Raw genomic sequence first — 21,930 nt, forward strand, 5'->3', positions numbered from 1 at the left:
AGCATCTAAAGCATCTAAGCATGAAGCCCCCCTCAAGATGAGATTTCCCATTACGCAAGTAAGTAAGATCCCTCAAAGACGATGAGGTAGATAGGTTCGAGGTGGAAGCGCGGCGACGTGTGCAGCTGACGAATACTAATCGATCGAGGACTTAACCACAATTTTGAATGGCTTTCAATGGCCCGTTTATCCAGTTTTGAGTGAACAAACACTCAATWGGTCTAGTGATAATGGCAAAGAGGTCACACCCGTTCCCATACCGAACACGGAAGTTAAGCTCTTTAGCGCCGATGGTAGTTGGGGGTYTCCCCCTGCAAGAGTAGGACGTCGCTAGGCAASTAGGAAACCGGTACCGAAAGGTACTGGTTTTTTTGTGTTCATTTTTTCTATTGAGTCGAAGGTGTGYGAGAAAGAGGAGGAACAAAGAGTTCGAGGAACCAAGGGGGCGAGTCTCGGAGCGTATTCCATACGCGAGAAACGAGAAGCCCGCAGGTGACGAAGAAAKCTGCCGTTCATCGTYTTTCGCTGCCCGAAYACGGAAGTTAAGCTCGTGCGCCGATGGTAGCTTTAGGGTCTCCYCCTGCAAGAGTAGGACGTCGCTAGGCAAGTAAGAAGCCGGTACCGAAAGGTACTGGTTTTTTTGTGTTCATTTTTTCTATTGAGTCGAAGGTGTGCGAGAAAGAGGAGGAACAAAGAGTTCGAGGAACMAAGGGGGCGAGTCTCGGAGCGTATTCCATACGCGAGAAACGAGAAGCCCGCAGGTGACGAAGAAATCTGCCGTTCATCGTCTTTCGTAGCCCGAATACGGAAGTTAAGCTCGTACGCGCCGATGATAGCTCTAAGCTCTCCCCCTGCAAGAGCAGGACGTCTCTAGGCTATAAGAAGCCGGTACATGTAAAGATAAGGATTACTGAGGAAGATGGAGACAGTTTAAGACGCTTTTCCATAGAAGGTGGGGTTTTCGTTAACACATTTTCCAACTCTATAATAATATTCAGTAATCCAATTACTTGTACATTTTAATGGAACTCGATATGTTAATATCATAACTTGCAAAAAGAAGGGAAGACTTTTAATGAGTAAAATTTATGAATTCACTGCAACTAAACCGAATGGAGAAGAAGTTTCTATAAGTTCATATAAAGGTCAACCGATGATCATTGTGAATACGGCAAGTAAATGTGGATTTACTCCGCAGTTTCAAGAGTTACAAGAATTGTATGAAGAATATAAGGAACAAGGACTTGTGATTTTAGGGTTTCCATGTGGTCAGTTTAGTAATCAAGAATTTGATAATTTGAGTGAAACGATGGAATTTTGCCAAATAAATTTCGGAGTTTCTTTCCCGATGTTTCAGAAGATCGATGTGAAAGGGGACAGTGCTCATCCCTTGTTTCAATTCTTAGTATCCGAGAAAAAAGGATTTTTAACGGAAGATATTAAATGGAACTTCACGAAGTTTTTGGTTGATCCTGATGGGCATGTTGTGAAACGCTATGCCCCACAGTCGTCACCTAAAAAAATTGAAGATGATTTATTGCAATATATTTAAGGAAAAGTCGGAATAATCTTTCTTATTTCGTGCTCCTTGACAGTCCCTGATGCCGCTGATAACCTTATCAATAATATTCAAGAGGACATAGGAGGAGTTAGAGATTATGTGGGAATCAAAATTTGTCAAAGAAGGCTTAACGTTTGATGATGTATTACTTGTGCCAGGGAAGTCGGATATATTACCTAAAGATGTAAGTTTATCTGTTCAGTTGACGTCAAAAGTAAAGTTAAATATTCCGGTAATAAGTGCAGGAATGGATACAGTAACAGAAGCTTCTATGGCGATTTCGATGGCTCGTCAAGGCGGTCTTGGTATAATTCATAAGAATATGAGCATTGAAGAACAAGCTGAGCAAGTAGTTACTGTAAAACGTTCTGAAAATGGCGTTATTACTGATCCATTTTTCCTTACTCCTACTCATCAAGTTTACGATGCTGAACATTTAATGGGAAAATATCGTATTTCAGGTGTACCGATTGTAAATAATACAGAAGAATTAAAGCTGGTTGGGATTATTACTAACCGCGATCTTCGCTTTATTCAAGATTATTCATTAGCAATCGAAGATGTCATGACTAAAGAGGAATTAGTTACTGCTTCAGTTGGGACAACTCTTGAAGATGCGGAAAAGATTTTACAACAATATAAAATCGAGAAACTTCCGATTGTTGATGAAAACGGAGTATTAAAAGGCTTAATTACGATTAAAGATATTGAAAAAGTGATTGAGTTTCCAAATGCAGCGAAAGATCACCATGGTCGTTTGTTAGTGGGCGCGGCAGTTGGTGTCACTTCTGATACGATGAAGCGTGTTGAGCATCTTGTTAAGGCGCAAGTAGACGTAATTGTTATCGATACTGCCCACGGTCATTCGCAGGGCGTGCTTGATACAGTAGGTGAGATTCGCAGAGTATATCCRGACTTGGATATCATCGCTGGGAACGTCGCTACTGCTGAAGGAACGGCTGCCTTATTTGAGGCAGGTGYGGATGTAGTGAAAGTGGGTATCGGTCCAGGGTCAATTTGTACTACACGTGTAGTTGCAGGTGTTGGAGTTCCACAAATTACAGCCATCTACGATTGTGCGACAGAAGCACGTAAACATGGCAAAACGATTATCGCAGACGGTGGAATAAAGTATTCTGGAGATATCGTAAAAGCGTTAGCGGCAGGTGGACATGTAGTCATGCTAGGAAGTTTACTGGCAGGTACTTCAGAAAGTCCTGGAGATACAGAAATCTTCCAGGGACGTAGATTTAAAGTGTACCGTGGTATGGGGTCGATTGGTGCGATGGAAAAAGGTTCGAAAGATCGTTACTTCCAAGACGATGCGAAAAAATTAGTTCCAGAAGGTATTGAAGGTCGTCTACCTTATAAAGGACCTCTTTCAGATACAATTCACCAACTTATGGGTGGTATTCGTGCAGGTATGGGGTACTGTGGAACAAAAGATTTACAAGTTCTTCGTGAGAATTCACAATTCATTCGTATGACAGGTGCAGGACTTCGTGAGAGTCATCCACACGATGTTCAAATTACAAAAGAATCACCAAATTACTCAATTTAAAAAAAAATAAAACTTTAGCACTTATTCTATGTCTTATTCTTAGGCAGAATGGGTGCTTTTTTCATAGAGCGTCCCAAATTCCAGTTTATTATGATAAAATAAGCAAGGGGAAAAATTTAAAAAGAGAATGGCGGAGGTTCTAGAAGTGAAGAGTGCATGGAACAAAGCGCTAGTGCGCTGGTTACTCCTTCCGGTTCTGATGGTAAGTATGGTTGTAACACAACCGGCTTCCACAGATGCAGAAGAGAGTCTGAATTTATTGGTTGACGGTGCTATATTAATTGACGCGGATACAGGAAAAATATTATACGAACAAAATGCAGATACAGCTTTAGGTATAGCAAGTATGACGAAAATGATGACTGAGTACTTATTATTTGAAGCAATTGAAAACGGACAAGTTACTTGGGACCAACAATATTCAGTAACAGATTACACATGGAAGATCTCACAAGATCGTGTATTGAGTAACGTGCCTCTTCGTCGTGATGGGTCATACTCTATCAAGGAATTATATGAAGCAATGGCGATTTATTCAGCCAATGCAGCAACCATTGCCATCGCCGAAACGATTGCAGGTACGGAATCAGAATTCGTCAACATGATGAATAAGAAAGCCGAAGAGATGGGATTGGAAGGATATAAGTTCGTCAACTCTACTGGGTTGAGCAATTCAGATCTACAAGGCATGCACCCTAAAGGCACTGGACCTCAGGATGAAAACGTTATGCCAGCGAAGTCAGTTGCCAAACTTGCTTACCATTTGTTGAAAGATTACCCGGAAGTCCTTGAAACGACGAGCATTCCACGAAAAGTTTTCCGTGAAGGCACAGACGATGCCATCAACATGGAAAACTGGAACTTCATGCTTCCAGGATTAGTGTATGAATACAAGGGTGCTAAAGTAGACGGGCTGAAAACCGGAACAACGAACTTTGCCGGCCACTGTTTCACTGGTACAGTTGAAAAAGATGGAATGCGTGTGATTGCGGTTGTCATGAAGGCAGTCGACAGCAAAGGAGTCGGTTCTTACAAAGCACGATTTGACGCTGCTCGTGCATTGTTCGATTATGGGTTCTCGCAATTTGCAAAAGAAGAAATTTTACCTGCAGGGTATAAGTTTAAAGACAAAAAAGACATTCCTGTGATTAAAGGTAAAGAAGACCAAGTCGGTATTACAGTAAAAGAGCCGATCGAAATGGTCATTAAATCAAGCGAAAAAGATTTATACAAACCTAAATTGGTGCTTGATGAGAAGAAAATGAAAGATGGTTCTTTAGAAGCTGCGATTAAGAAGGATGAAGTGATTGGTCATGTGGAACTTGTAAAGTCTGAAGGGTCAGATTACGGGTACATCACAGGCGATAATAAATCATCTTCTGTAGTGACTACTGAAGCCGTTGAACGTGCAAGCTGGTTCTCACTTGGCTTACAAGCCATTGGTCATTTCTTTGGTAAGCTATGGAATGGTGCAACTGACTTTGTCGGTGGATTATTCTAGGCTGAAACATCTTAATAAAAGATAAACCGTGATTTCTTCAATAGAAGAAATCACGGTTTTTTGTTGTTTTGGTCATTATGCTTTCCTAATATGCCAAGCTTTCATTAATGCCTCTACAGCTGGTCCGAATGCCTCTTCTTCAAAACCACCGAAACCAATCAGCACTTGGGGGTTGGAGGGAATATTTTCGGTTGGAAGATGGTAGTCGGACAATGCGTATACCCGAATGTCTTGCTGTTTCGCAAGTTCAACTAACTCGCGATCAGACGATTCGCTATCAATCGTTAAGACGATGTGCATGCCTGCTTGCTCGCCTGAAATTTGAACGGTGGGTTTATACGCATCCAATGCTTGCGTTAACTTCTCCAATTTTTTACGGTATAACTTTCTCATACGATTCAAGTGCTTGGAAAAATGGCCGTCTCTCATGAATTGCGCAAGAACATGTTGATCGAGTCTCGGCACCGTTGATGAATAATACGGAAATGTTTGTCGATACGCTTGCAGCAAGTGCATTGGTAACACAAAATAGGCAATACGTAACGAAGGCATGAGTGATTTAGAAAATGTACTGATGTAAATGACGCGATCTCGCTGATCCATTCCCTGAAGAGATGGGATTGGTTTACCAACGTAGCGGAATTCACTGTCATAGTCATCTTCGATAATATAGCGTCCTTCTTTGGCAGAAGCCCAGTTAAGTAATTGAACCCGTCTGGAAGCGGAGAGAATTGCCCCGGTAGGGAATTGATGAGAAGGTGTAACATAGGCAACGCTTGCTTGTTTTTTTTCTAACTCAGTTACCTGCATGCCATCTTCATCTACTGGTACGGCTAAAGTTTTTCGATCATAATTCGCAAAAATATGATGTGTGGTCGGATAGCCAGGGTTTTCAATAGCAAAAACCGCTTGCTTCCCTAGAAGGCCAATCAGTAGCGGCAGTAACTGTTCGGTTCCTGAACCTATCACTACTTGTTGTGCTGTACAACGAACACCACGAGAGGAGTATAAATAACTCGCAATTTCCTGTCTTAACTCCACATCCCCTTGAGGGTGACCGAGTAGCAATAAATCCCGAGATGTTTCATCTAACACGTCTTTTGCATACTTTCGCCATTGATTGAAAGGGAAAGCAGAAGTGTCAATACGACTTGAGTTAAAATCAATCCTGTAGACGTGTTTCAACGTTTCCGATTGCTCATGTTCCAATCGCATTTCATCTACATAAGCAAGCTCTTCCACTTGTTCTACGTAAAACCCACTCCGCGCAACAGCATTTATAAATCCTTCAGCAACCAGCTGTCCATAGGCGAGTTCAATTGTTGTTTGACTGATGGTTAGAAACTCCGACAGCTGTCTTTTAGAAGGTAACTTTGTGCCAACAACTAAATCACCACGAATTATACGTTCTTTCATTTCGCGATAAAGTTGTTCATAAAGGGGAGTTGAAGAAGATTTATCGATTTGAACTAACCACATATCCATAGTAACACTCCTAACTGACCTTCTTAAATAGTGAGAAACTGACACTTTTAATATGGTCATACTTCATTATACTAATAATCATAGATGAAATGGAGGCTACATACAATGACTCAACAATTTACAGGTACAGATCGCGTGAAACGTGGAATGGCAGAAATGCAAAAAGGTGGCGTCATCATGGACGTTATCAATGCAGAACAAGCGCGCATTGCTGAAGCGGCAGGAGCGGTAGCAGTAATGGCTTTAGAACGTGTACCATCTGACATTCGTRCAGCTGGTGGAGTAGCTCGTATGGCTGATCCACGTATTACGGAAGAAGTAATGAATGCAGTAACAATTCCTGTTATGGCAAAAGCACGTATTGGTCATATTTCTGAAGCTAGAATGTTAGAAGCAATGGGCGTTGACTATATCGATGAATCGGAAGTATTAACACCAGCAGATGAAGAGTTCCATTTGATTAAGAGTAATTTCACAGTTCCTTTTGTATGTGGGAACAAAGATTTAGGTGAGGCAGCTCGTCGAATCGGTGAAGGTGCTTCAATGCTTCGTACAAAAGGTGAACCTGGTACTGGAAACATCGTAGAAGCAGTCCGTCACTTGCGTAAATTAAATGCTCAAGTACGTAAAATTATTCATATGAATGATGATGAATTAATGACAGAAGCTAAAATTTTAGGCGCACCTTACCATGTATTACTTGAAATTAAACACTTAGGTAGACTTCCGGTTGTAAACTTTGCTGCAGGTGGAGTAGCAACTCCAGCAGATGCGGCATTAATGATGGAACTTGGAGCAGACGGTGTATTCGTGGGATCAGGTATCTTTAAATCTGATAACCCGGCTAAGTTTGCACGTGCAATTGTTGAAGCAACTACGCATTACCAAGACTATAAATTACTTGTTGAAATTTCAAAAGACCTTGGAGTTCCAATGAAGGGTATTGAAATTTCTCGTTTAGAAGCGAAAGATCGTATGCAGGATCGAGTATTATAAGATGGTGAAAATAGGCGTACTAGCTTTACAAGGAGCCGTTCGAGAACATATCAAATCGATTGAAGCTAGCGGAGCACAAGCAGTTGTTGTGAAACACGCGGAAGATTTGGCAGGGGTTGACGGTCTTATTTTACCGGGTGGTGAAAGCACAACAATGCGTCGTCTAATTGATTTATATGGGATGATGGAGCCTTTACGTGCATTTGCAAATGCGGGACATCCGATGTTTGGAACATGCGCAGGACTTATCTTGCTTGCTGATTCACTAGTGGGCTACGATCAACCACATATTGGTGTGATGGACGTCAAGGTTGAGCGAAACTCATTTGGTCGTCAAGTCGATAGTTTCGAAGCGCATCTTTCTATTAAAGGTGTAGCAGAAGATTTTCCAGCTGTCTTTATCCGTGCCCCTCATATTACTGAGGTAGGTCCTGACACTACTGTTCTTTGTGAGCATAATGGGCGAATTGTGATGGCACAACAAGGTCAATACCTTGGCTGTTCTTTCCATCCAGAATTAACAGATGATCACCGTGTAACAGCTTACTTTGTTCAATTAGTTGAAAGCTTTAACAATCAAACAGCGTAACAAAAAAGCCTGCCAATGTGCAGGCTTTTTTCGTTTCTTATTAACTTTAAATAGATTTGTTACATACATGAACTACTTTTAAGGTTAATGCCTCACTGCAATTGGAAACATAACCTAATAAGGTAGGTGTATTACAGTGGGGTCGTGAATCGAGAATAAATCTTTAGGTTCACATAATCTAGCAGAGTAGCTACTTTAGCCTATTTCTTAGTAATATCTTACATTACAATAACAGGAAAATAAACCCGTAATTATCCAAATAAAAACAGTTATAGTTGCCTATATATTCCGAATAGTAAAATATATAGAATACTAATTATCCGAATAACGAGTTCGGAATTTTCAGAAACCAGGGAGTGGAGTTAAGTGAAGAAGAAAAAAGTAGTGAGTCTTAGTTTAGCGGCTATAGTTGCATTATCTGCAGCGATGGCGCCGGTTAGTGCAGCGACAAATAGTGGGAGTTCTGAAAAAATACACGTAAATCAAAAAAGTAAGGTACCAGACTTCATTTCTGGTAAACTAACGGCTCCTTCACAAAAATCAGCAAAAGAAATCGTATTTGATTATTTAGCACAAAAACAAGGAATCTATAAATTTAGTAAAGATCCATTTTCAAGTTTCAAAGTTTTAGAGCAATCGAAAGATGAACTTGGGTTTACTAATGTGAAATTACAGCAAATTTTTAAAGGTGTACCTGTTTCCGGATCAGTTGTGACAGCACATGTTGATAGCAATGGTGTGTTAACAGCTGTCTCTGGAGAAGTAGCTCCTGAACTTGATAAAAAACAAGCACTAAAAGGCGGAGCGAAAATCAAACGTTCAGACGCTCTAGATATAGCTTCAGTAGATTTAGCAACAAAAATAGGACAAGCCCCAGTATTGGAGCATGAAGCTAAACCTGAATTCGTGGTTTATGCAAAAGATGGGGAAGCTAAATTTGCATATGCATTAGAGTTCGAGTTCTTATCTCCAGAACCGGGTAATTATCAATATTTTGTTGATGCACAAACAGGAGATATATTAAATTCATATAATCAACTTCATGAAGCTAAAGCATCACCTGGCGTAATTTCTCCAACAGGAACGAACACGGTTGGTACAGGTAAAGGCATTTTAGGCGATACAAAATCGTTCAATACTGTAACTAATAGCAGCGGCTCATACTTAGTAGACCGTACAAGAGGAAATGGTATCTTTACTTATAATGGTAAAAATCGCACAACAACACCTGGTACACTTTGGTTGGATGCCGATAATGTATTAAATGCAGCTTTTGATGCTCCGGCAGTTGATGCACACGCTTATGCAGCACAAACATTTGATTACTACAAAAATGTACATGGTCGTAGTAGTTATGATGGCAATGGAGCACAGTTAATATCAACAGTGCATTACGGGCGTAATTACAATAATGCTTTTTGGAGCGGTTCACAAATGGTTTATGGTGATGGTGATGGTTCTACGTTCATTCCATTATCAGGAGCACTTGATGTTATCGCACATGAGTTAACACATGCAGTGACAGACACCACTGCGGATCTTGTCTATCAAAATGAGTCTGGTGCAATCAATGAATCCATGTCTGATATTTTTGGTACGTTAACAGAATTTCATTTTAATAACAATCCAGATTGGTTAATTGGTGAAGATATCTATACACCAGGTACAGCGGGAGATGCACTGCGTTCAATGGCCGACCCAACATTACAAGGAGATCCTGATCATTATTCTGTTCGCTATACAGGTTCAGGCGATTACGGCGGCGTTCATATTAACTCTGGTATCAGTAATAAAGCTGCATACTTGTTATCCAACGGTGGGACTCATTACGGCGTAAGTGTAGCAGGTATTGGCAATGATAAAACAGGTAAAATTTTCTACCGTACTCTAACACAATACTTAACGCCTAACTCGACTTTCAGTCAGTACCGTGCAGCTTCTGTTCAAGCGGCAACCGATCTTTACGGTGCTAGTAGCAGTGAAGTTTCAAGCGTAAAAGCAGCATTTACAGCTGTTGGTGTTAATTAATCCTTACAAAAAGAAAAAAGTTTAGAATTTTGATATAAGTAAAGAGGTCAGCATGCATCAGAAATGGTGGGTGCTGATTTTTTTTGAAATGAATGGAAGCTTGCCAAAATTCTCGGCCTGTAGTAAAGTATGTTTAATTTCACATATGAAACGATGATGGGAAGTAGTAACAAGTTCCGTTTTTTCTAGAGAGCCGACGGGTGGTGTAAGTCGGTAAAAACCCTTGTGAATCCGTCCTGGAGTAGCGCAACTGAAAGTTAGTAAGTTGTAGCCGGTTGAAAAGCCGTTATGAGACAAGTGGATTTGTTCGTATGGACAAATCAATCAGGGTGGCAACGCGGGTAGCTCTCGTCCCTTTCCAAGGGGATTGAGGGCTTTTTTTGTTGTCTAAACGCTTGTTGCTTGATGCCCATCATCAAAATTAGAGGAGGAAAAACACATGTTAGATGTAAAACGCGTTAGAGCCAATTATGAAGAAATCAAAGAAAAACTTGAAAAACGTGGAGAAGATTTAGGAAACTTTGATCAATTTGCAGAACTTGATTCAAAGCGTCGTGAGCTAATAGGTAAAGCTGAAGTATTAAAAGCTGAACGTAATGAAGCTTCAGAGAAAGTCGCTGTAATGAAGCGTAATAAAGAAAATGCGGATGATGTTATCCTACGCATGCGTCAAGTGGGTGATGAAATCAAAGTCTTAGATAATGAACTTCGTGAAGTTGAAGAAAAATTCGATGACATGATGATGCGTTTGCCAAATATTCCACACGACAGTGTTCCTGTTGGAGATTCAGAAGATGATAACGTTGAAGACCGTACATGGGGAGAAATTCGCGAATTTGATTTTGAACCAAAACCACACTGGGATATTGCAACAGGATTAAATATCGTTGATTTTGAACGGGCTGCTAAAACAACGGGTAGCCGATTCGTGTTTTATCGTGGGTTAGGCGCTCGTTTAGAGCGTGCGTTGATGAACTTTATGATTGACCTTCATACTGAAGAGCATGGCTACGAAGAAATGTTACCTCCATATTTAGCGAACCGTGCAAGTCTTACAGGTACTGGCCAATTGCCAAAGTTTGAAGAAGATGCATTTTTAATTGAAAAAGAAGATTTCTTCTTGATTCCAACATCTGAAGTGACAGTAACTAACTTCTACCGAGATGAAATTTTAGTGAAAGACGCATTGCCACAAGGTTTTGCAGCATACAGTGCATGTTTCCGTTCTGAAGCGGGTTCTGCGGGTCGCGATACACGTGGATTGATTCGTCAACATCAATTCAATAAAGTAGAACTTGTCCGTTTTGTAAACCCGGATGAATCTTATAATGAACTGGAGAAATTGACTGGACATGCAGAAAAAGTTCTTCAATTATTAGGCTTGCCTTACCGTGTATTGAAAATGTGTACAGCTGATTTAGGATTTACAGCTGCGAAAAAATATGATATCGAAGTATGGATTCCAGCTCAAGGTGTGTATCGTGAGATTTCTTCTTGTAGTAACTTTGRGGATTTCCAAGCGCGTCGTGCTAACATTCGTTTCCGTCGTGAACCGAATGCCAAGCCTGAGTTTGTGCATACATTAAATGGTAGTGGATTAGCACTTGGTCGAACAGTTGCAGCCATTTTGGAAAACTACCAACAAGAAGACGGTACGGTTATTATTCCCGAAGTATTACGTCCTTACATGGGTGGAAAAGAAGTCATCAGTAAATAGAGTGGAAAGTTCCACTTAATTAAAAGAAAACCGGAAATGAACTTGTTATTTAAGTTCGTTTCCGGTTCTTTTTTTGTTCGCGAAGATTGCGGAAAAATCGAGTGAGTATCCCACCGCACTCATCAGCTAAAATACCTTCTGTTACTTCACACTCATGATTAAATCTCGCGTCATTGAGCAATCGATAGAGTGAATCGACGCATCCTGCTTTGACATCACGTGCCCCATAAACCACACGTGGTATACGAGATTGTAAAATTGCTCCTGCACACATAGGGCAAGGTTCAAGTGTGACATAAAGGGTCATATCTTCTAAACGCCAACTGCCAATTTTAGCACACGCTTGTTGTATCGCAAGTAGTTCTGCATGAGTTGTTGCATTTTGGGTTGTTTCACGTAAATTATGTGCACGTGCAATGATTTCATTTTGATAAACAATGACAGCTCCAATCGGAACTTCTCCTAAAGTTGCTGCTTTTTCTGCTTCTATTAGTGCTTCTAACATATATGTCCGATCTTCTTTAAATACATCCATTACGCATCGCTCCTTGAGTTAAGTGTAGCATGTTTTAATTGTTCGACGCATAGCATAAAAGAGATGTGGAACGAGGAGGTTTTAAATGATTTATGTAGTGGAGACAGGAGATAGCCTATATTCGATTGCTAATGAGTATAATACAACGACTGCAACACTAACTCAGGTCAATGAACTAGACAACCCAGACGTTTTAGTTGTGGGTCAAACAATCATAATTCCGGGAACACCTAATCCTAATCGACCAACTATTGATTCTAACGGTTATGTTGAGTTTTACACAGAAACTCCATCCCAAACCCTGTTAGCTGAAGTGAAGAAACGAGGACCGTTATTAACTTATATGATGCCATTTTCATATGATGTAAAGCGTGACGGCTCCTTGACCCCTTTAAACTGGGGTGGTCTTGAAAAGATTGCGACTAATGAGAATATCACCTCGGCAATTGTCGTTACAAACATTGAAGACGGTGCATTTAGTGATACGTTAGCACAAGAGATTTTTGCCAGCCAAGCAGTGCAAGATAAGCTAATCGCGAATATCTTAGCTGAAGCAAAAGCTAAGAATGCCAAAGATATTCATTTTGACTTTGAATATTTACGAAAAGAAGATCGACAAGCGTATGTTGATTTTTTAAAACGTGTAAAAGCAGCTACAAGTGGATTAACGTTATCAGCGGCTCTACCTCCTAAAACATCTGCTACCCAAGAAGGAAAATGGTATGGAGGGCATGACTACAAAAAAATTGCTGAAGTAGTCGATTTTGTCGTGATCATGACATATGAATGGGGGTATAGTGGAGGTCCGCCAATGGCTGTGTCGCCTATAGGGCCAGTCAGACAAGTATTGGAATACGCATTAACAGAAATGCCTGCGACAAAAATTCTGATGGGTCAAAATTTGTATGGATATGATTGGACATTACCGTATAAACCTGGAAATCCACCAGCGCAGGCCATTAGTCCACAACGTGCAATTGAGCTAGCACGCGAACGTAATGCTGCAATACTTTACGACAACACAGCCCAAGCCCCATATTACAATTACTGGCGAGACGGGATAGAGCATGTGGTATGGTTTGAGGATGCCCGGTCTATTCAAGCGAAATTTAATTTGATGAAAGAATTAAAATTAAGAGGAATCAGTTACTGGCATATGGGATTTAAATTCCCACAAAATTGGAGCCTTTTAAATGAAACGTTTAAGGTCAGAAAAAGATAGAGCTAAATCGCTTTTCCTCTTTGGGAAAGTGGTTTTAGCTCTATTTTTCATTTTCAAGCTGTGATAGAATAGGGGACATTGAACTATTTTTGAGAACTAGTAGGAGGATTCTAATGCCGATTCCATTTATCACGGTTGAAGGCCCGATTGGTGTTGGAAAGACGTCACTTTCAAAGGCCATTGCTGACGCAAATAAATTTCAACTTTTAAAAGAAATTGTGGATGAAAATCCATTTTTAAATAAGTTTTACGAAGACATTGAAGAGTGGAGTTTCCAAACAGAAATGTTTTTCCTTTGCAATCGATACAAACAATTAAGTGATATTCAAAAGAAATACATTGCAAAGAGTGAACCTGTTGTGGCGGATTATCATATCTTTAAGAACTTAATTTTCGCGAAACGTACTCTCCCGGCAGAAGAATACGAAAAATATGAATCCATATACCGTATTTTGACACAAGATATGCCTCGACCGAACATGGTTATTTACTTACATGCAAGTTTGGATACACTAATGAAACGCATCGCACTTCGTGGTCGTGAATTTGAAAAAATGATAAGTGCGGATTATATGAAACAACTTTCTGATGACTATCAAACGTTTATTCAACATTTTGAAGAAACTCATCCAGAAATTCCAGTACTGCGTTTTAATGGAGATGAACTGGATTTTGTGGAAAATAAATCTGATTTAAACTGGATCTTAAAAAAAGTAGATGAAACGCTACAACAAAGGAGTCTCCATGTATGAACTTACGTGAAAAATATGGCATCCCTAAGAATGCCGTTATTACTATAGCTGGAACTGTAGGTGTAGGGAAATCAACGATGACAAAAGCACTTGCAGATGCACTGAATTTCCGCACATCTTTTGAAAAAGTGGACGCAAACCCATACTTGGATCGTTTCTATGACGACTTTGAAAAATGGAGTTTTCATTTACAAATTTATTTTTTAGCTGAGCGCTTTAAAGAACAAAAACGTATTTTTGAATACGGTGGTGGATTTATTCAAGATCGTTCTATTTATGAAGATACCGGAATTTTTGCCAAAATGCATGTAGATAAAGGCACAATGAACCTAACAGATTACGAAACTTACACAAGTCTCTTTGATGCAATGGTAATGACGCCGTATTTCCCACATCCAGATTTACTCATCTATTTAGATGGGTCAATTGAAGATGTTTTAAGTCGTATTCAAGAGCGCGGTCGTCCAATGGAACAATCTACACCAGTAGAGTACTGGTACGAAATGCATGAGCGTTATGAAAACTGGATTAATACATTCAATGGTTGCCCAGTCCTGCGTTTGAATATTAATGATTATGATTTAATGAAAAATCCAGATACTGTAGAACAAATTGTAGAACGTGTAGGCAGCTTTATTGAACAAACTTCAGTATTACGTAAATAGAGTAACGGACCTTCAGCGAAAGCTGGAGGTTTTTTCTATCTAAACATAGTCTAAGTTAATGACTTATCACTTTTGGTCGCAATATACCTGCCAATTGCAACGATTGAAAAAATGGTCAACAGTCCAATAAGGAACTTATTAACGTTCATATTAATACCCAAAAAAGAGCTTTGAATATTGTTGCCAGCATATTTTCCATCTTGAATCGCTTTTACGTAATGCCCATTTTTATCTTCAATGGCAATGGCGTCCTCTGTACTTACATCCATTATTGAAAAATACTTAGTACCTTTACGATAAGCGTTTGAACAGTTGCCTGAATACGTTCCCTCCAAATCTGAATACTTAGTCACTTTTCCAATTTCTCGATCGACTTGATCGACCACTTCATCACTAACTACGTATATAACCCCGTTCCATACTACAAACGAATATGCCCAATCTGCAGAAGGTTTGTTGGCCAAGAAAAATGATGAACATACGAATATTAATAAGAATGCAATCAAAAATGATTTCCTTTTCATTCGGAGCCTCCTTATTTCTTCCATCTGACGTGTGCGGTTTTATTTAAGTTACAGAATGAGGAAAATCTTGATTAGAGGATAAGTGAAGTTAATCTAGAAATTTATTATCTTACATCATATGAAAAAGGAACTGAGTAGATGGAATATCAAATTCGCAAAGCCACACTAGAAGATGCGGAAGGGATTGCTAAAGTCCATATCAATTCATGGAAATCAACCTATATAGGAATTATTTCAGATGATTTTTTGAACAAATTGAATATCGAAAACAGAACGAAGAGATGGAGAGAGAGACTAGAGAATCCTTCGGAAAAGTATCAAATACTTATTGCAGAAGATGATCAACAACAAATAATAGGTTTCATAGATGGTGGTCAAAATAGGGGAGAAAAGGATAAGTACGATGCTGAAGTATATTCATTTTATTTACTTGAGGAAGTTCAAAACCAGGGAATTGGTAGAGAAATGTTAAGGCGATTTGCAGAAAAACTAAAAAACAATGGGTTTTTCAACATGATTGTTTGGGTGTTAAAAGAAAACCCAGCAAGAACATTTTATGAAAAAATGGGAGGGAAGTATTTGGAGGTTAAATACTTAGAAGAATTATCAGTAGAGGAAGTTTCCTATGGATGGAAGGACGTCCGGGTATTATTAAAAGAAATAGAAAGCTAAAAGGAAATAGACGACTTTCTACAAAAAAAAAGACGACTCAAGTGAGTCGCCTCAGACTGTAGACAAACTCGATAAAATCGAGTTTGCCTACAGTCTTTTTAATTTTTATAATAGAAGTATAAAATCTTGAGGTGATTATAATGCTTACAAAACATAATTCAATTCAACGAGATCAAATTGAAATGATTGCTTTAGAACAACTTGTGCCAGCGAATCATCTGGTTCGTAAAATTGAGTCGGCAATTGATTTCTCTTTTATTTATGATTTGGTGAAAGATATGTATTCAGAAATAGGTCGCCCAAGTATTGACCCGGTTATCTTAATTAAACTCACATTCATTCAATATACCTTCGGTATTCGCTCGATGCGTAAGACCATCGAGGAAATCGAGACGAACATGGCCTATCGTTGGTTTCTAGGTTACGGTTTCCATGATAAAGTGCCACACTTCTCAACGTTTGGGAAAAACTACGAGCGCCGCTTTAAAGACACAGACCTTTTCGAACAAATCTTCTATCGTATCTTAAAGCAAGCTATGGAGAAGAAATTAATTAGTGCAGAACACGTATTCATTGATTCTACACATGTAAAAGCAAGTGCGAATAAGCGCAAATTCGAAAAGAAAGTCGTTCGCAAAGAAACTCGCTCTTATCAAGAACGCCTTCAAGAAGAGATTAATCAAGACCGTGAAGAGCACGGAAAAAAGCCATTTCCACAAGATAAGTTCGATAAGGAAGAATCGAAAGAAATCAAAGAAAGCACAACCGATCCAGAAAGTGGATACTACGTTAAAGATGAACGGACAAAACAGTTCGCTTATTCTTTTCATGCCGCGGCAGACCGAAATGGTTTTGTATTAGGAACGATTGTAACGCCAGGTAACACACATGATAGTAATATGTTAGAGCCATTAGTAGATCAAGTCATTGAGAATGTTGCGAAACCTGAAGCAGTTGCGGCAGATGCAGCTTATAAAACACCTGCAATTACGAATTATTTATTAAAAAACGAAATTACTCCTGCCTTACCATACACACGCCCTCGGACTAAGGAAGGATTCTTCCGAAAACACGATTATGTGTATGATGAACACTTTGACTGTTACCTTTGCCCAGCGGGCGAGATCTTGAAATACTCGACAACGAATAAAGAAGGATATCGTGAGTACAAGTCACCAAAGCACATCTGCGCGACGTGTCCACTATTAGCCCAATGTACTAAAAGTCGAGACCATCAAAAAGTGGTGACACGTCATATTTGGCAGGCTTGCATCGAGGAAGCTGATCATCTTCGCCATCATGAAGATGTAAAACCCATCTATGCAAAACGCAAAGAAACAATTGAGCGCGTATTCGCAGATGCAAAAGAAAAGCATGGTATGCGTTGGACAACGTTAAGGGGACTTAAAAAATTGTCGATGCAGGCGATGCTTACTTTCGCTGCCATGAATTTAAAAAAACTCGCCAGCTGGACATGGCGATCTCCGAAAATGGCATAAATAATGACATCGCAGAGGTCTACTATTCTCAATAATTGATTCAATTCCAATAAAAATTAAAAAAGGGGTTCGGAATGAGACCATTCCGAACCCCTTTTGTCTACAATCTGAGACGACTCAAGTGAGTCGCCTTCTTAATATTCGGACTATTTATGTTAGAAGAAAATTCGTTACGTAAGTAACGAATAACAATCTCCATCTATATGCGCGTTTTTGTTGAAAAATGGAGGAGGTAGAGGGATTCGAACCCCCGCGGGATTTTACTCCCCTGTCGGTTTTCAAGACCGATCCCTTCAGCCAAACTTGGGTATACCTCCGTGTCAACAGACTATAATTTATCATGTAAAAAAAACAAAGTCAACAAGAACCTCTGAAAAAAATAAAGTTTAAATATTACATCTTTTATCAGATCGTGAATAAAAGGTGCAGAAGGGTTTAAAGATAAAAATCCTAGTAACATTAATCGTGCAAGAAAGAGGGAAATACTTTCTCATAATAAAAACCTAGTCGTTAAAGTGCTGCTACCACTATATTTAAACGGATATGGTCGTAGTAGAATAAGAAGATATTAAGTGAATCTTTCAGTTTATCAAAAAGTACCATTTGATTTTTGAGTTCGAAGTAAGTATACTTATAAGTGCCGTGCTAGGTGGGGAGTTAGCGGTGTCTTGTAACTCGCAATCCGCTCTAGCGAGACTGAACTCCTTCTCTAAGGCTGTTTATATGTAGGGTCTGACTTTTGCACGTAGTGTTGACGTCTGGGTCCTGCGCAATGGGTATCCATGAATCAGGTCAGGTCCGGAAGGAAGCAGCCTTAAGTGGAATTTCTCATGTGCCGCAGGGTTGCCTAGACTGAGCTAACGACAGAGGTACCGCCTATGTATGTCAGTCGAAGGAAGGTGCACGGCATACATACTTCTATACAGGTGTTTGTTCGCTATCCATGCGAATAAACACCTTTTTTGTTCGAGATTTCTTGGGTTTCAAAAGAGCTAGAGGATTCACATTATGGTATAATTAAAGGACTGTTTAAAATCACACTTTAAGGGGAGAAATCAGTTGGCGTATCAAGCTTTTTATCGTGTTTACCGACCGCAATCATTCGCAGAAATGTCGGGTCAAGCACATGTGAAACAAACCCTTCAAAATGCTCTCCTTTATAATAAAACAACGCATGCTTATTTGTTCAATGGACCTCGTGGTACTGGTAAAACCAGTGCTGCAAAAATCTTTGCAAAAGCATTAAATTGTGAACGAGGACCTGTTTCAGAACCATGTAATGAATGTGAAACGTGTAAAAGTATTACGAATGGATCAAATACGGATGTAATCGAATTTGATGCCGCATCCAATTCACGTGTAGAAGAAATTCGCGATATTATCGAAAAAGTTCGATTTGCTCCTGCGAATTCACGCTATAAAGTGTATATCATAGATGAAGTGCATATGTTGTCTAATAGTGCATTTAATGCTTTATTAAAAACACTCGAGGAACCACCGTCTCACGTTGTATTTATCTTAGCGACAACTGAGCCGCATAAATTACCATTAACGATTATTTCTAGATGTCAACGTTTTGACTTTAAGCGAATTACGGCTACGGATATTGTGGACCGTATGAATGTGGTACTAGCTGACTCTGGTATTCCCGCGAATGATCAAGCGCTAAAAGTCATCGCACAAGCTGCTTCTGGTGGTATGCGTGATGCACTTAGCATGCTCGATCAAGTCGTGTCATTTAGTGGTGAAGAAATGACAGTTGAAGACGCACTTTTGGTGACGGGTTCAATTGGTCAAGAAATCTTTTATCAACTAGCAGAATCGTTATTATCAAAAGATGTAGGTAAAGTATTGACTCTTTTAGAAGAGTTAATGAAAGAAGGAAAGGATGCAGTTCGTTTAACTGAGGATTTAATCACTTTCTTCCGGGACTTACTATTAATGAATACGGCACCTTCTCTTGATGATTTACTAGAACTAGCATCAAGTGACGAGAAGTTTAAAGTATTGGCAAGTCAGTTTCCTGTAGATAAACTGTATCGTTACATTGAAATCCTTGCAGCTACTCAACAAGAAATGCGTTATTCTAATCACGCAAAAGTTTATTTAGAGACCGCTCTATTAAAAATGTCTCAAGTAAAAGAAAGCAACTCTCAACAAGAAGTTGATTTAAGTCACTTTGAAGAGAAAATTGTGCAACTAGAACAAATGATAGTAGCCCTTGAACAACAAGTTAAGCAGGGAGTTGCATCGAATGGTGGACAAACTCCTCAAGCGAGTGAATCTCAAAAACGACAACGTTTAAGAACGCAAACTGGTTACAAAGCACCGTCAGGACGAATACAAGAAGTATTGAAAACTGCAACGAAACAAGATATTCAACTGATTAAATCACATTGGACTACGATTATGAATCAGTTGCAGAAATCTCACGCTGCTCTTTTGAATGAAGCAGAACCAGTTGCCGCATCTGATAGTGCATTTGTGTTAAAATTTAAATACGATATTCATTGCCAAATGGCAGCTGATAATCAGACCTTCTCTAGTGCCTTTTCTCACTTATTAATGAATTTAACAGGAAAAATGTATGAAATATTGTTTGTTCCAGAAGAACCGTGGATTATTATCCGTGAAGAGTTTATTCGTCACAAAGGATTGAAGACAACGGATTCAAATTCGGATTCACCATCGGAAATGAGTGAGACAGAACAAGCGGCAGATGAAATGTTAAGTTTCATGAAGGAAGAAAAAGCGGCTACTGAAGACCCTTTGATAGTAGAGGCAGAAAAGTTGTTTGGTAAAGAATTTGTAGAAATACATGATGATTAGGGAGGAAAATTAATATGCGCGGAATGGGAAATATGCAAGGTATGATGAAACAAATGCAAAAAATGCAAAAACAAATGGCTGAGGCTCAAGAAGAATTAGGAACTCAACATTTTGAAGGTGTTGCTGGCGGAGGTATGGTTAAAGTAACTGTCTCTGGACACAAAGAAGTAATCAATGTAGCACTAGATGCAACTGTCGTTGATCCAGAAGATATTGAAATGTTACAAGATCTAATTGTTATCGCTACAAACGATGCAATGAAAAAAGCGGAAGAAACAACGAACTCCACGATGGGACAATTCACGAAAGGATTGAACCTCCCTGGCATGTTCTAGGAGGAAAGCACATGCATTATCCTGAACCGATATCGAAATTGATTGATAGTTTCATGAAATTGCCAGGTATTGGGCCGAAAACTGCGGCCCGTCTGGCATTTTTCGTGTTAAGTATGAAGGAAGACACAGTACTCGAATTTGCTAAGGCACTAGTAGATGCTAAACGTAATTTAAGTTACTGTTCAATTTGCGGTCACATTACAGATATTGATCCTTGTCATATTTGCCAAGACAAGCAACGTGACGACACAGTTATTTGTGTAGTACAAGATACGAAAGACGTCATTGCTCTGGAAAAAATGAGAGATTATAAAGGATTGTATCATGTACTTCATGGCGCTATATCTCCAATGGATGGAATAGGTCCGGAAGATATTAATGTTCCGCCTTTGTTGAAGAGACTACAAGATGAACGAGTAGTGGAATTAATATTAGCAACCAATCCAACGATTGAGGGCGAAGCAACTGCTATGTATATTTCGAGGCTAGTCAGACCGTCGGGGATTCGTACAACACGAATTGCACACGGACTTCCAGTAGGTGGAGATCTAGAATATGCGGATGAGGTCACTTTGTCTAAAGCGCTAGAAGGTCGACGGGAGTTTTAAAGGGGAGGCCTAGCTGTTAGATGTTTTTCAAAAGAGCAAAACTTAAAAAAGACTTCGATGCGAAGTTTATTACCTTAATGAAAGAAACGAAAGAAGAATGGCAACAAGCACAAAACATTGAAGCGCTAATAGATGATTACGATTTGACGATTATTGTGCAACGAAAAATTGCTGAAAGTAAACACTTCTTTCTATATAAAGAAGCACGACTACGAAAAATCCTTTTGAAATGAAGTATATGTTATACCAATCCCTTCATATAGTTAGTAGATAACTTATTATGAGAGGTAGGAGATGCTAGATGAAGCTGGCTCTTTATTTGATTGGTATAACAGTGCTTCTTTTTTTATTGCTAAACAAAGCATCGAAAGGACGAGTAATCGAAGGATTCTCTATTTGGTGGTTTAGAGTAGCGTTTGCGTTTGTTATTTTGTTTGCAATTAATCTTATCGCAAGTCAATTCGGCTTATTCATTCCGATTAATATTGTATCTGGTTTACTCATTGCCTTCTTAGGAATACCAGGAATAGCTAGTGTGATAACGATTTCTATATTTCTATAATTTTATTGAATAATAGTATTGACTTATATAAGTCAGACTGATATATTTATTAAGTTGCTGATTTAAGAGCGACGAAGTAAATAAATAAACAAAACTTTTTGTTGACATAACAATAAGGTTTTGATAAGATATAAGAGTTGCTGTTGAAACAGTGACCAACACATGAACCTTGAAAACTGAACAGCAAAACGTCAACTAACAAGCGGAACGCACTTCGGTGTCGGAAGCATAAACGTTTTCTTCCGCCGACACCTGTCGGTATCGAAAACAAACTTGAACTTAATTGTTC

The 21,930-nt window shown here is 39.3% G+C and carries 21 protein-coding genes, 1 tRNA gene, 2 rRNA genes, 1 other RNA gene and 1 other annotated feature; of the genes, 20 read left to right on the plus strand and 5 right to left on the minus strand.

Annotation, left to right across the window (positions count from 1 at the left end; genetic code table 11):
* The 5 genes from AC1DOS_RS08805 to AC1DOS_RS08825 all read left to right on the plus strand — a co-directional run.
* Nucleotides 1–159: ribosomal RNA gene (locus AC1DOS_RS08805) — 23S ribosomal RNA — on the plus strand; the annotation flags it as partial.
* A 61-nt stretch (nt 160–220) separates the two neighbouring features.
* Nucleotides 221–336: ribosomal RNA gene (gene rrf, locus AC1DOS_RS08810) — 5S ribosomal RNA — on the plus strand.
* 739 nt (nt 337–1,075) lie between these two features.
* Entirely contained in the window at nt 1,076–1,552 is a 477-nt protein-coding gene (locus AC1DOS_RS08815) for a glutathione peroxidase (protein WP_477537203.1), read from the plus strand.
* 106 nt (nt 1,553–1,658) lie between these two features.
* A complete protein-coding gene (gene guaB, locus AC1DOS_RS08820) occupies nt 1,659–3,122 on the plus strand; it encodes an IMP dehydrogenase (RefSeq protein ID WP_477537204.1) in 1,464 nt (487 codons plus the stop codon).
* Nucleotides 3,123–3,267: 145 nt separating this feature from the next.
* Nucleotides 3,268–4,623 (plus strand): serine hydrolase, encoded by a 1,356-nt coding sequence (locus AC1DOS_RS08825; protein ID WP_477537205.1) that lies wholly within the window; start codon nt 3,268–3,270, stop codon nt 4,621–4,623.
* Between the two features lie 75 nt (nt 4,624–4,698).
* Here AC1DOS_RS08825 and pdxR read toward each other — a convergent pair whose 3' ends face one another.
* The gene (pdxR, locus tag AC1DOS_RS08830) at nt 4,699–6,108 is read right to left on the minus strand and encodes a MocR-like pyridoxine biosynthesis transcription factor PdxR (protein ID WP_477537206.1); all 1,410 of its coding nucleotides are present in this window, start codon (nt 6,106–6,108) and stop codon (nt 4,699–4,701) included.
* Between the two features lie 105 nt (nt 6,109–6,213).
* Here pdxR and pdxS point away from each other — a divergent pair, with 105 nt between their 5' ends.
* The 4 genes from pdxS to serS all read left to right on the plus strand — a co-directional run bounded on the left by pdxS (nt 6,214) and on the right by serS (nt 11,438).
* Nucleotides 6,214–7,104: a pyridoxal 5'-phosphate synthase lyase subunit PdxS gene (gene pdxS / locus AC1DOS_RS08835; protein ID WP_477537207.1), complete on the plus strand. Its 891-nt coding sequence runs from the start codon at nt 6,214–6,216 to the stop codon at nt 7,102–7,104.
* A gap of 1 nt (nt 7,105) precedes the next feature.
* Nucleotides 7,106–7,693: a pyridoxal 5'-phosphate synthase glutaminase subunit PdxT gene (pdxT, locus tag AC1DOS_RS08840; protein ID WP_108587946.1), complete on the plus strand. Its 588-nt coding sequence runs from the start codon at nt 7,106–7,108 to the stop codon at nt 7,691–7,693.
* A gap of 426 nt (nt 7,694–8,119) precedes the next feature.
* The gene (locus AC1DOS_RS08845; RefSeq protein WP_369973791.1) at nt 8,120–9,721 is read left to right on the plus strand and encodes a M4 family metallopeptidase; all 1,602 of its coding nucleotides are present in this window, start codon (nt 8,120–8,122) and stop codon (nt 9,719–9,721) included.
* A 144-nt stretch (nt 9,722–9,865) separates the two neighbouring features.
* Nucleotides 9,866–10,080 (plus strand) — a binding site (T-box leader).
* An 80-nt stretch (nt 10,081–10,160) separates the two neighbouring features.
* Nucleotides 10,161–11,438, plus strand: a complete 1,278-nt coding sequence (gene serS, locus AC1DOS_RS08850) for a serine--tRNA ligase (protein ID WP_477537208.1) — start codon at nt 10,161–10,163, stop codon at nt 11,436–11,438.
* Between the two features lie 49 nt (nt 11,439–11,487).
* Here serS and tadA read toward each other — a convergent pair whose 3' ends face one another.
* Nucleotides 11,488–11,973: a tRNA adenosine(34) deaminase TadA gene (tadA, locus tag AC1DOS_RS08855; protein WP_108587949.1), complete on the minus strand. Its 486-nt coding sequence runs from the start codon at nt 11,971–11,973 to the stop codon at nt 11,488–11,490.
* 85 nt (nt 11,974–12,058) lie between these two features.
* Between tadA and AC1DOS_RS08860 the strand changes: the two genes are divergently transcribed.
* The 3 genes from AC1DOS_RS08860 (at nt 12,059) to AC1DOS_RS08870 (ending at nt 14,612) form a co-directional block, all read left to right on the plus strand.
* Entirely contained in the window at nt 12,059–13,195 is a 1,137-nt protein-coding gene (locus tag AC1DOS_RS08860) for a glycosyl hydrolase family 18 protein (protein ID WP_477537209.1), read from the plus strand.
* Nucleotides 13,196–13,308: 113 nt separating this feature from the next.
* Entirely contained in the window at nt 13,309–13,947 is a 639-nt protein-coding gene (locus AC1DOS_RS08865) for a deoxynucleoside kinase (protein WP_108587951.1), read from the plus strand.
* Complete coding sequence (locus AC1DOS_RS08870) at nt 13,944–14,612, plus strand: deoxynucleoside kinase (RefSeq protein ID WP_477537210.1); 669 nt, start codon at nt 13,944–13,946, stop codon at nt 14,610–14,612. Before AC1DOS_RS08865 ends, AC1DOS_RS08870 begins: the two co-directional genes overlap by 4 nt.
* 50 nt (nt 14,613–14,662) lie before the next feature.
* Here AC1DOS_RS08870 and AC1DOS_RS08875 read toward each other — a convergent pair whose 3' ends face one another.
* Complete coding sequence (locus tag AC1DOS_RS08875; RefSeq protein WP_477537211.1) at nt 14,663–15,136, minus strand: hypothetical protein; 474 nt, start codon at nt 15,134–15,136, stop codon at nt 14,663–14,665.
* A gap of 138 nt (nt 15,137–15,274) precedes the next feature.
* Between AC1DOS_RS08875 and AC1DOS_RS08880 the strand changes: the two genes are divergently transcribed.
* Together AC1DOS_RS08880 and AC1DOS_RS08885 are read left to right on the plus strand one after the other, a co-directional pair.
* The gene (locus AC1DOS_RS08880) at nt 15,275–15,808 is read left to right on the plus strand and encodes a GNAT family N-acetyltransferase (protein ID WP_108587954.1); all 534 of its coding nucleotides are present in this window, start codon (nt 15,275–15,277) and stop codon (nt 15,806–15,808) included.
* Nucleotides 15,809–15,948: 140 nt separating this feature from the next.
* Nucleotides 15,949–17,307 (plus strand): IS1182 family transposase, encoded by a 1,359-nt coding sequence (locus AC1DOS_RS08885; RefSeq protein WP_477537212.1) that lies wholly within the window; start codon nt 15,949–15,951, stop codon nt 17,305–17,307.
* Between the two features lie 224 nt (nt 17,308–17,531).
* Here the strand turns inward: AC1DOS_RS08885 and AC1DOS_RS08890 are convergent.
* Nucleotides 17,532–17,624 (minus strand) — tRNA-Ser (locus AC1DOS_RS08890).
* A 323-nt stretch (nt 17,625–17,947) separates the two neighbouring features.
* Between AC1DOS_RS08890 and ffs the strand changes: the two genes are divergently transcribed.
* The 6 genes from ffs to AC1DOS_RS08920 all read left to right on the plus strand — a co-directional run bounded on the left by ffs (nt 17,948) and on the right by AC1DOS_RS08920 (nt 21,641).
* Nucleotides 17,948–18,214: signal recognition particle sRNA large type (gene ffs / locus AC1DOS_RS08895), an RNA gene on the plus strand.
* Nucleotides 18,215–18,366: 152 nt separating this feature from the next.
* Nucleotides 18,367–20,136 (plus strand): DNA polymerase III subunit gamma/tau, encoded by a 1,770-nt coding sequence (gene dnaX / locus AC1DOS_RS08900; RefSeq protein WP_477537213.1) that lies wholly within the window; start codon nt 18,367–18,369, stop codon nt 20,134–20,136.
* A 14-nt stretch (nt 20,137–20,150) separates the two neighbouring features.
* A complete protein-coding gene (locus tag AC1DOS_RS08905; RefSeq protein WP_108587956.1) occupies nt 20,151–20,471 on the plus strand; it encodes a YbaB/EbfC family nucleoid-associated protein in 321 nt (106 codons plus the stop codon).
* A gap of 11 nt (nt 20,472–20,482) precedes the next feature.
* On the plus strand, nt 20,483–21,079 hold the full coding sequence (gene recR / locus AC1DOS_RS08910; RefSeq protein ID WP_477537214.1) for a recombination mediator RecR: 597 nt from the start codon (nt 20,483–20,485) through the stop codon (nt 21,077–21,079).
* A 20-nt stretch (nt 21,080–21,099) separates the two neighbouring features.
* Nucleotides 21,100–21,312, plus strand: coding sequence for a YaaL family protein (locus AC1DOS_RS08915; RefSeq protein WP_477537215.1), 213 nt, complete (start codon nt 21,100–21,102; stop codon nt 21,310–21,312).
* Between the two features lie 68 nt (nt 21,313–21,380).
* On the plus strand, nt 21,381–21,641 hold the full coding sequence (locus tag AC1DOS_RS08920; RefSeq protein WP_108587959.1) for a pro-sigmaK processing inhibitor BofA family protein: 261 nt from the start codon (nt 21,381–21,383) through the stop codon (nt 21,639–21,641).
* Between the two features lie 49 nt (nt 21,642–21,690).
* Here the strand turns inward: AC1DOS_RS08920 and AC1DOS_RS08925 are convergent.
* Nucleotides 21,691–21,930, minus strand: a 240-nt coding sequence (locus AC1DOS_RS08925) for a hypothetical protein (RefSeq protein WP_477537216.1), incomplete at its 5' end; no start/stop codon positions are given.

The sequence above is a fragment of the Paenisporosarcina sp. P5_A11 genome (assembly GCF_056400705.1).

Bases quoted from the DNA above. Each gene is read 5' to 3' on its own strand.
- AC1DOS_RS08815 (WP_477537203.1), top strand. From the start codon at position 1,076: ATGAGTAAAATTTATGAATTCACTGCAACTAAACCGAATGGAGAAGAA.
- pdxR (WP_477537206.1), bottom strand. From the start codon at position 6,108: ATGGATATGTGGTTAGTTCAAATCGATAAATCTTCTTCAACTCCCCTT.
- pdxT (WP_108587946.1), top strand. From the start codon at position 7,106: ATGGTGAAAATAGGCGTACTAGCTTTACAAGGAGCCGTTCGAGAACAT.
- AC1DOS_RS08845 (WP_369973791.1), top strand. From the start codon at position 8,120: ATGGCGCCGGTTAGTGCAGCGACAAATAGTGGGAGTTCTGAAAAAATA.
- tadA (WP_108587949.1), bottom strand. From the start codon at position 11,973: ATGGATGTATTTAAAGAAGATCGGACATATATGTTAGAAGCACTAATA.
- AC1DOS_RS08860 (WP_477537209.1), top strand. From the start codon at position 12,059: ATGATTTATGTAGTGGAGACAGGAGATAGCCTATATTCGATTGCTAAT.
- AC1DOS_RS08865 (WP_108587951.1), top strand. From the start codon at position 13,309: ATGCCGATTCCATTTATCACGGTTGAAGGCCCGATTGGTGTTGGAAAG.
- AC1DOS_RS08870 (WP_477537210.1), top strand. From the start codon at position 13,944: ATGAACTTACGTGAAAAATATGGCATCCCTAAGAATGCCGTTATTACT.
- AC1DOS_RS08875 (WP_477537211.1), bottom strand. From the start codon at position 15,136: ATGAAAAGGAAATCATTTTTGATTGCATTCTTATTAATATTCGTATGT.
- AC1DOS_RS08880 (WP_108587954.1), top strand. From the start codon at position 15,275: ATGGAATATCAAATTCGCAAAGCCACACTAGAAGATGCGGAAGGGATT.
- AC1DOS_RS08885 (WP_477537212.1), top strand. From the start codon at position 15,949: ATGCTTACAAAACATAATTCAATTCAACGAGATCAAATTGAAATGATT.
- AC1DOS_RS08905 (WP_108587956.1), top strand. From the start codon at position 20,151: ATGCGCGGAATGGGAAATATGCAAGGTATGATGAAACAAATGCAAAAA.
- recR (WP_477537214.1), top strand. From the start codon at position 20,483: ATGCATTATCCTGAACCGATATCGAAATTGATTGATAGTTTCATGAAA.
- AC1DOS_RS08915 (WP_477537215.1), top strand. From the start codon at position 21,100: ATGTTTTTCAAAAGAGCAAAACTTAAAAAAGACTTCGATGCGAAGTTT.
- AC1DOS_RS08920 (WP_108587959.1), top strand. From the start codon at position 21,381: ATGAAGCTGGCTCTTTATTTGATTGGTATAACAGTGCTTCTTTTTTTA.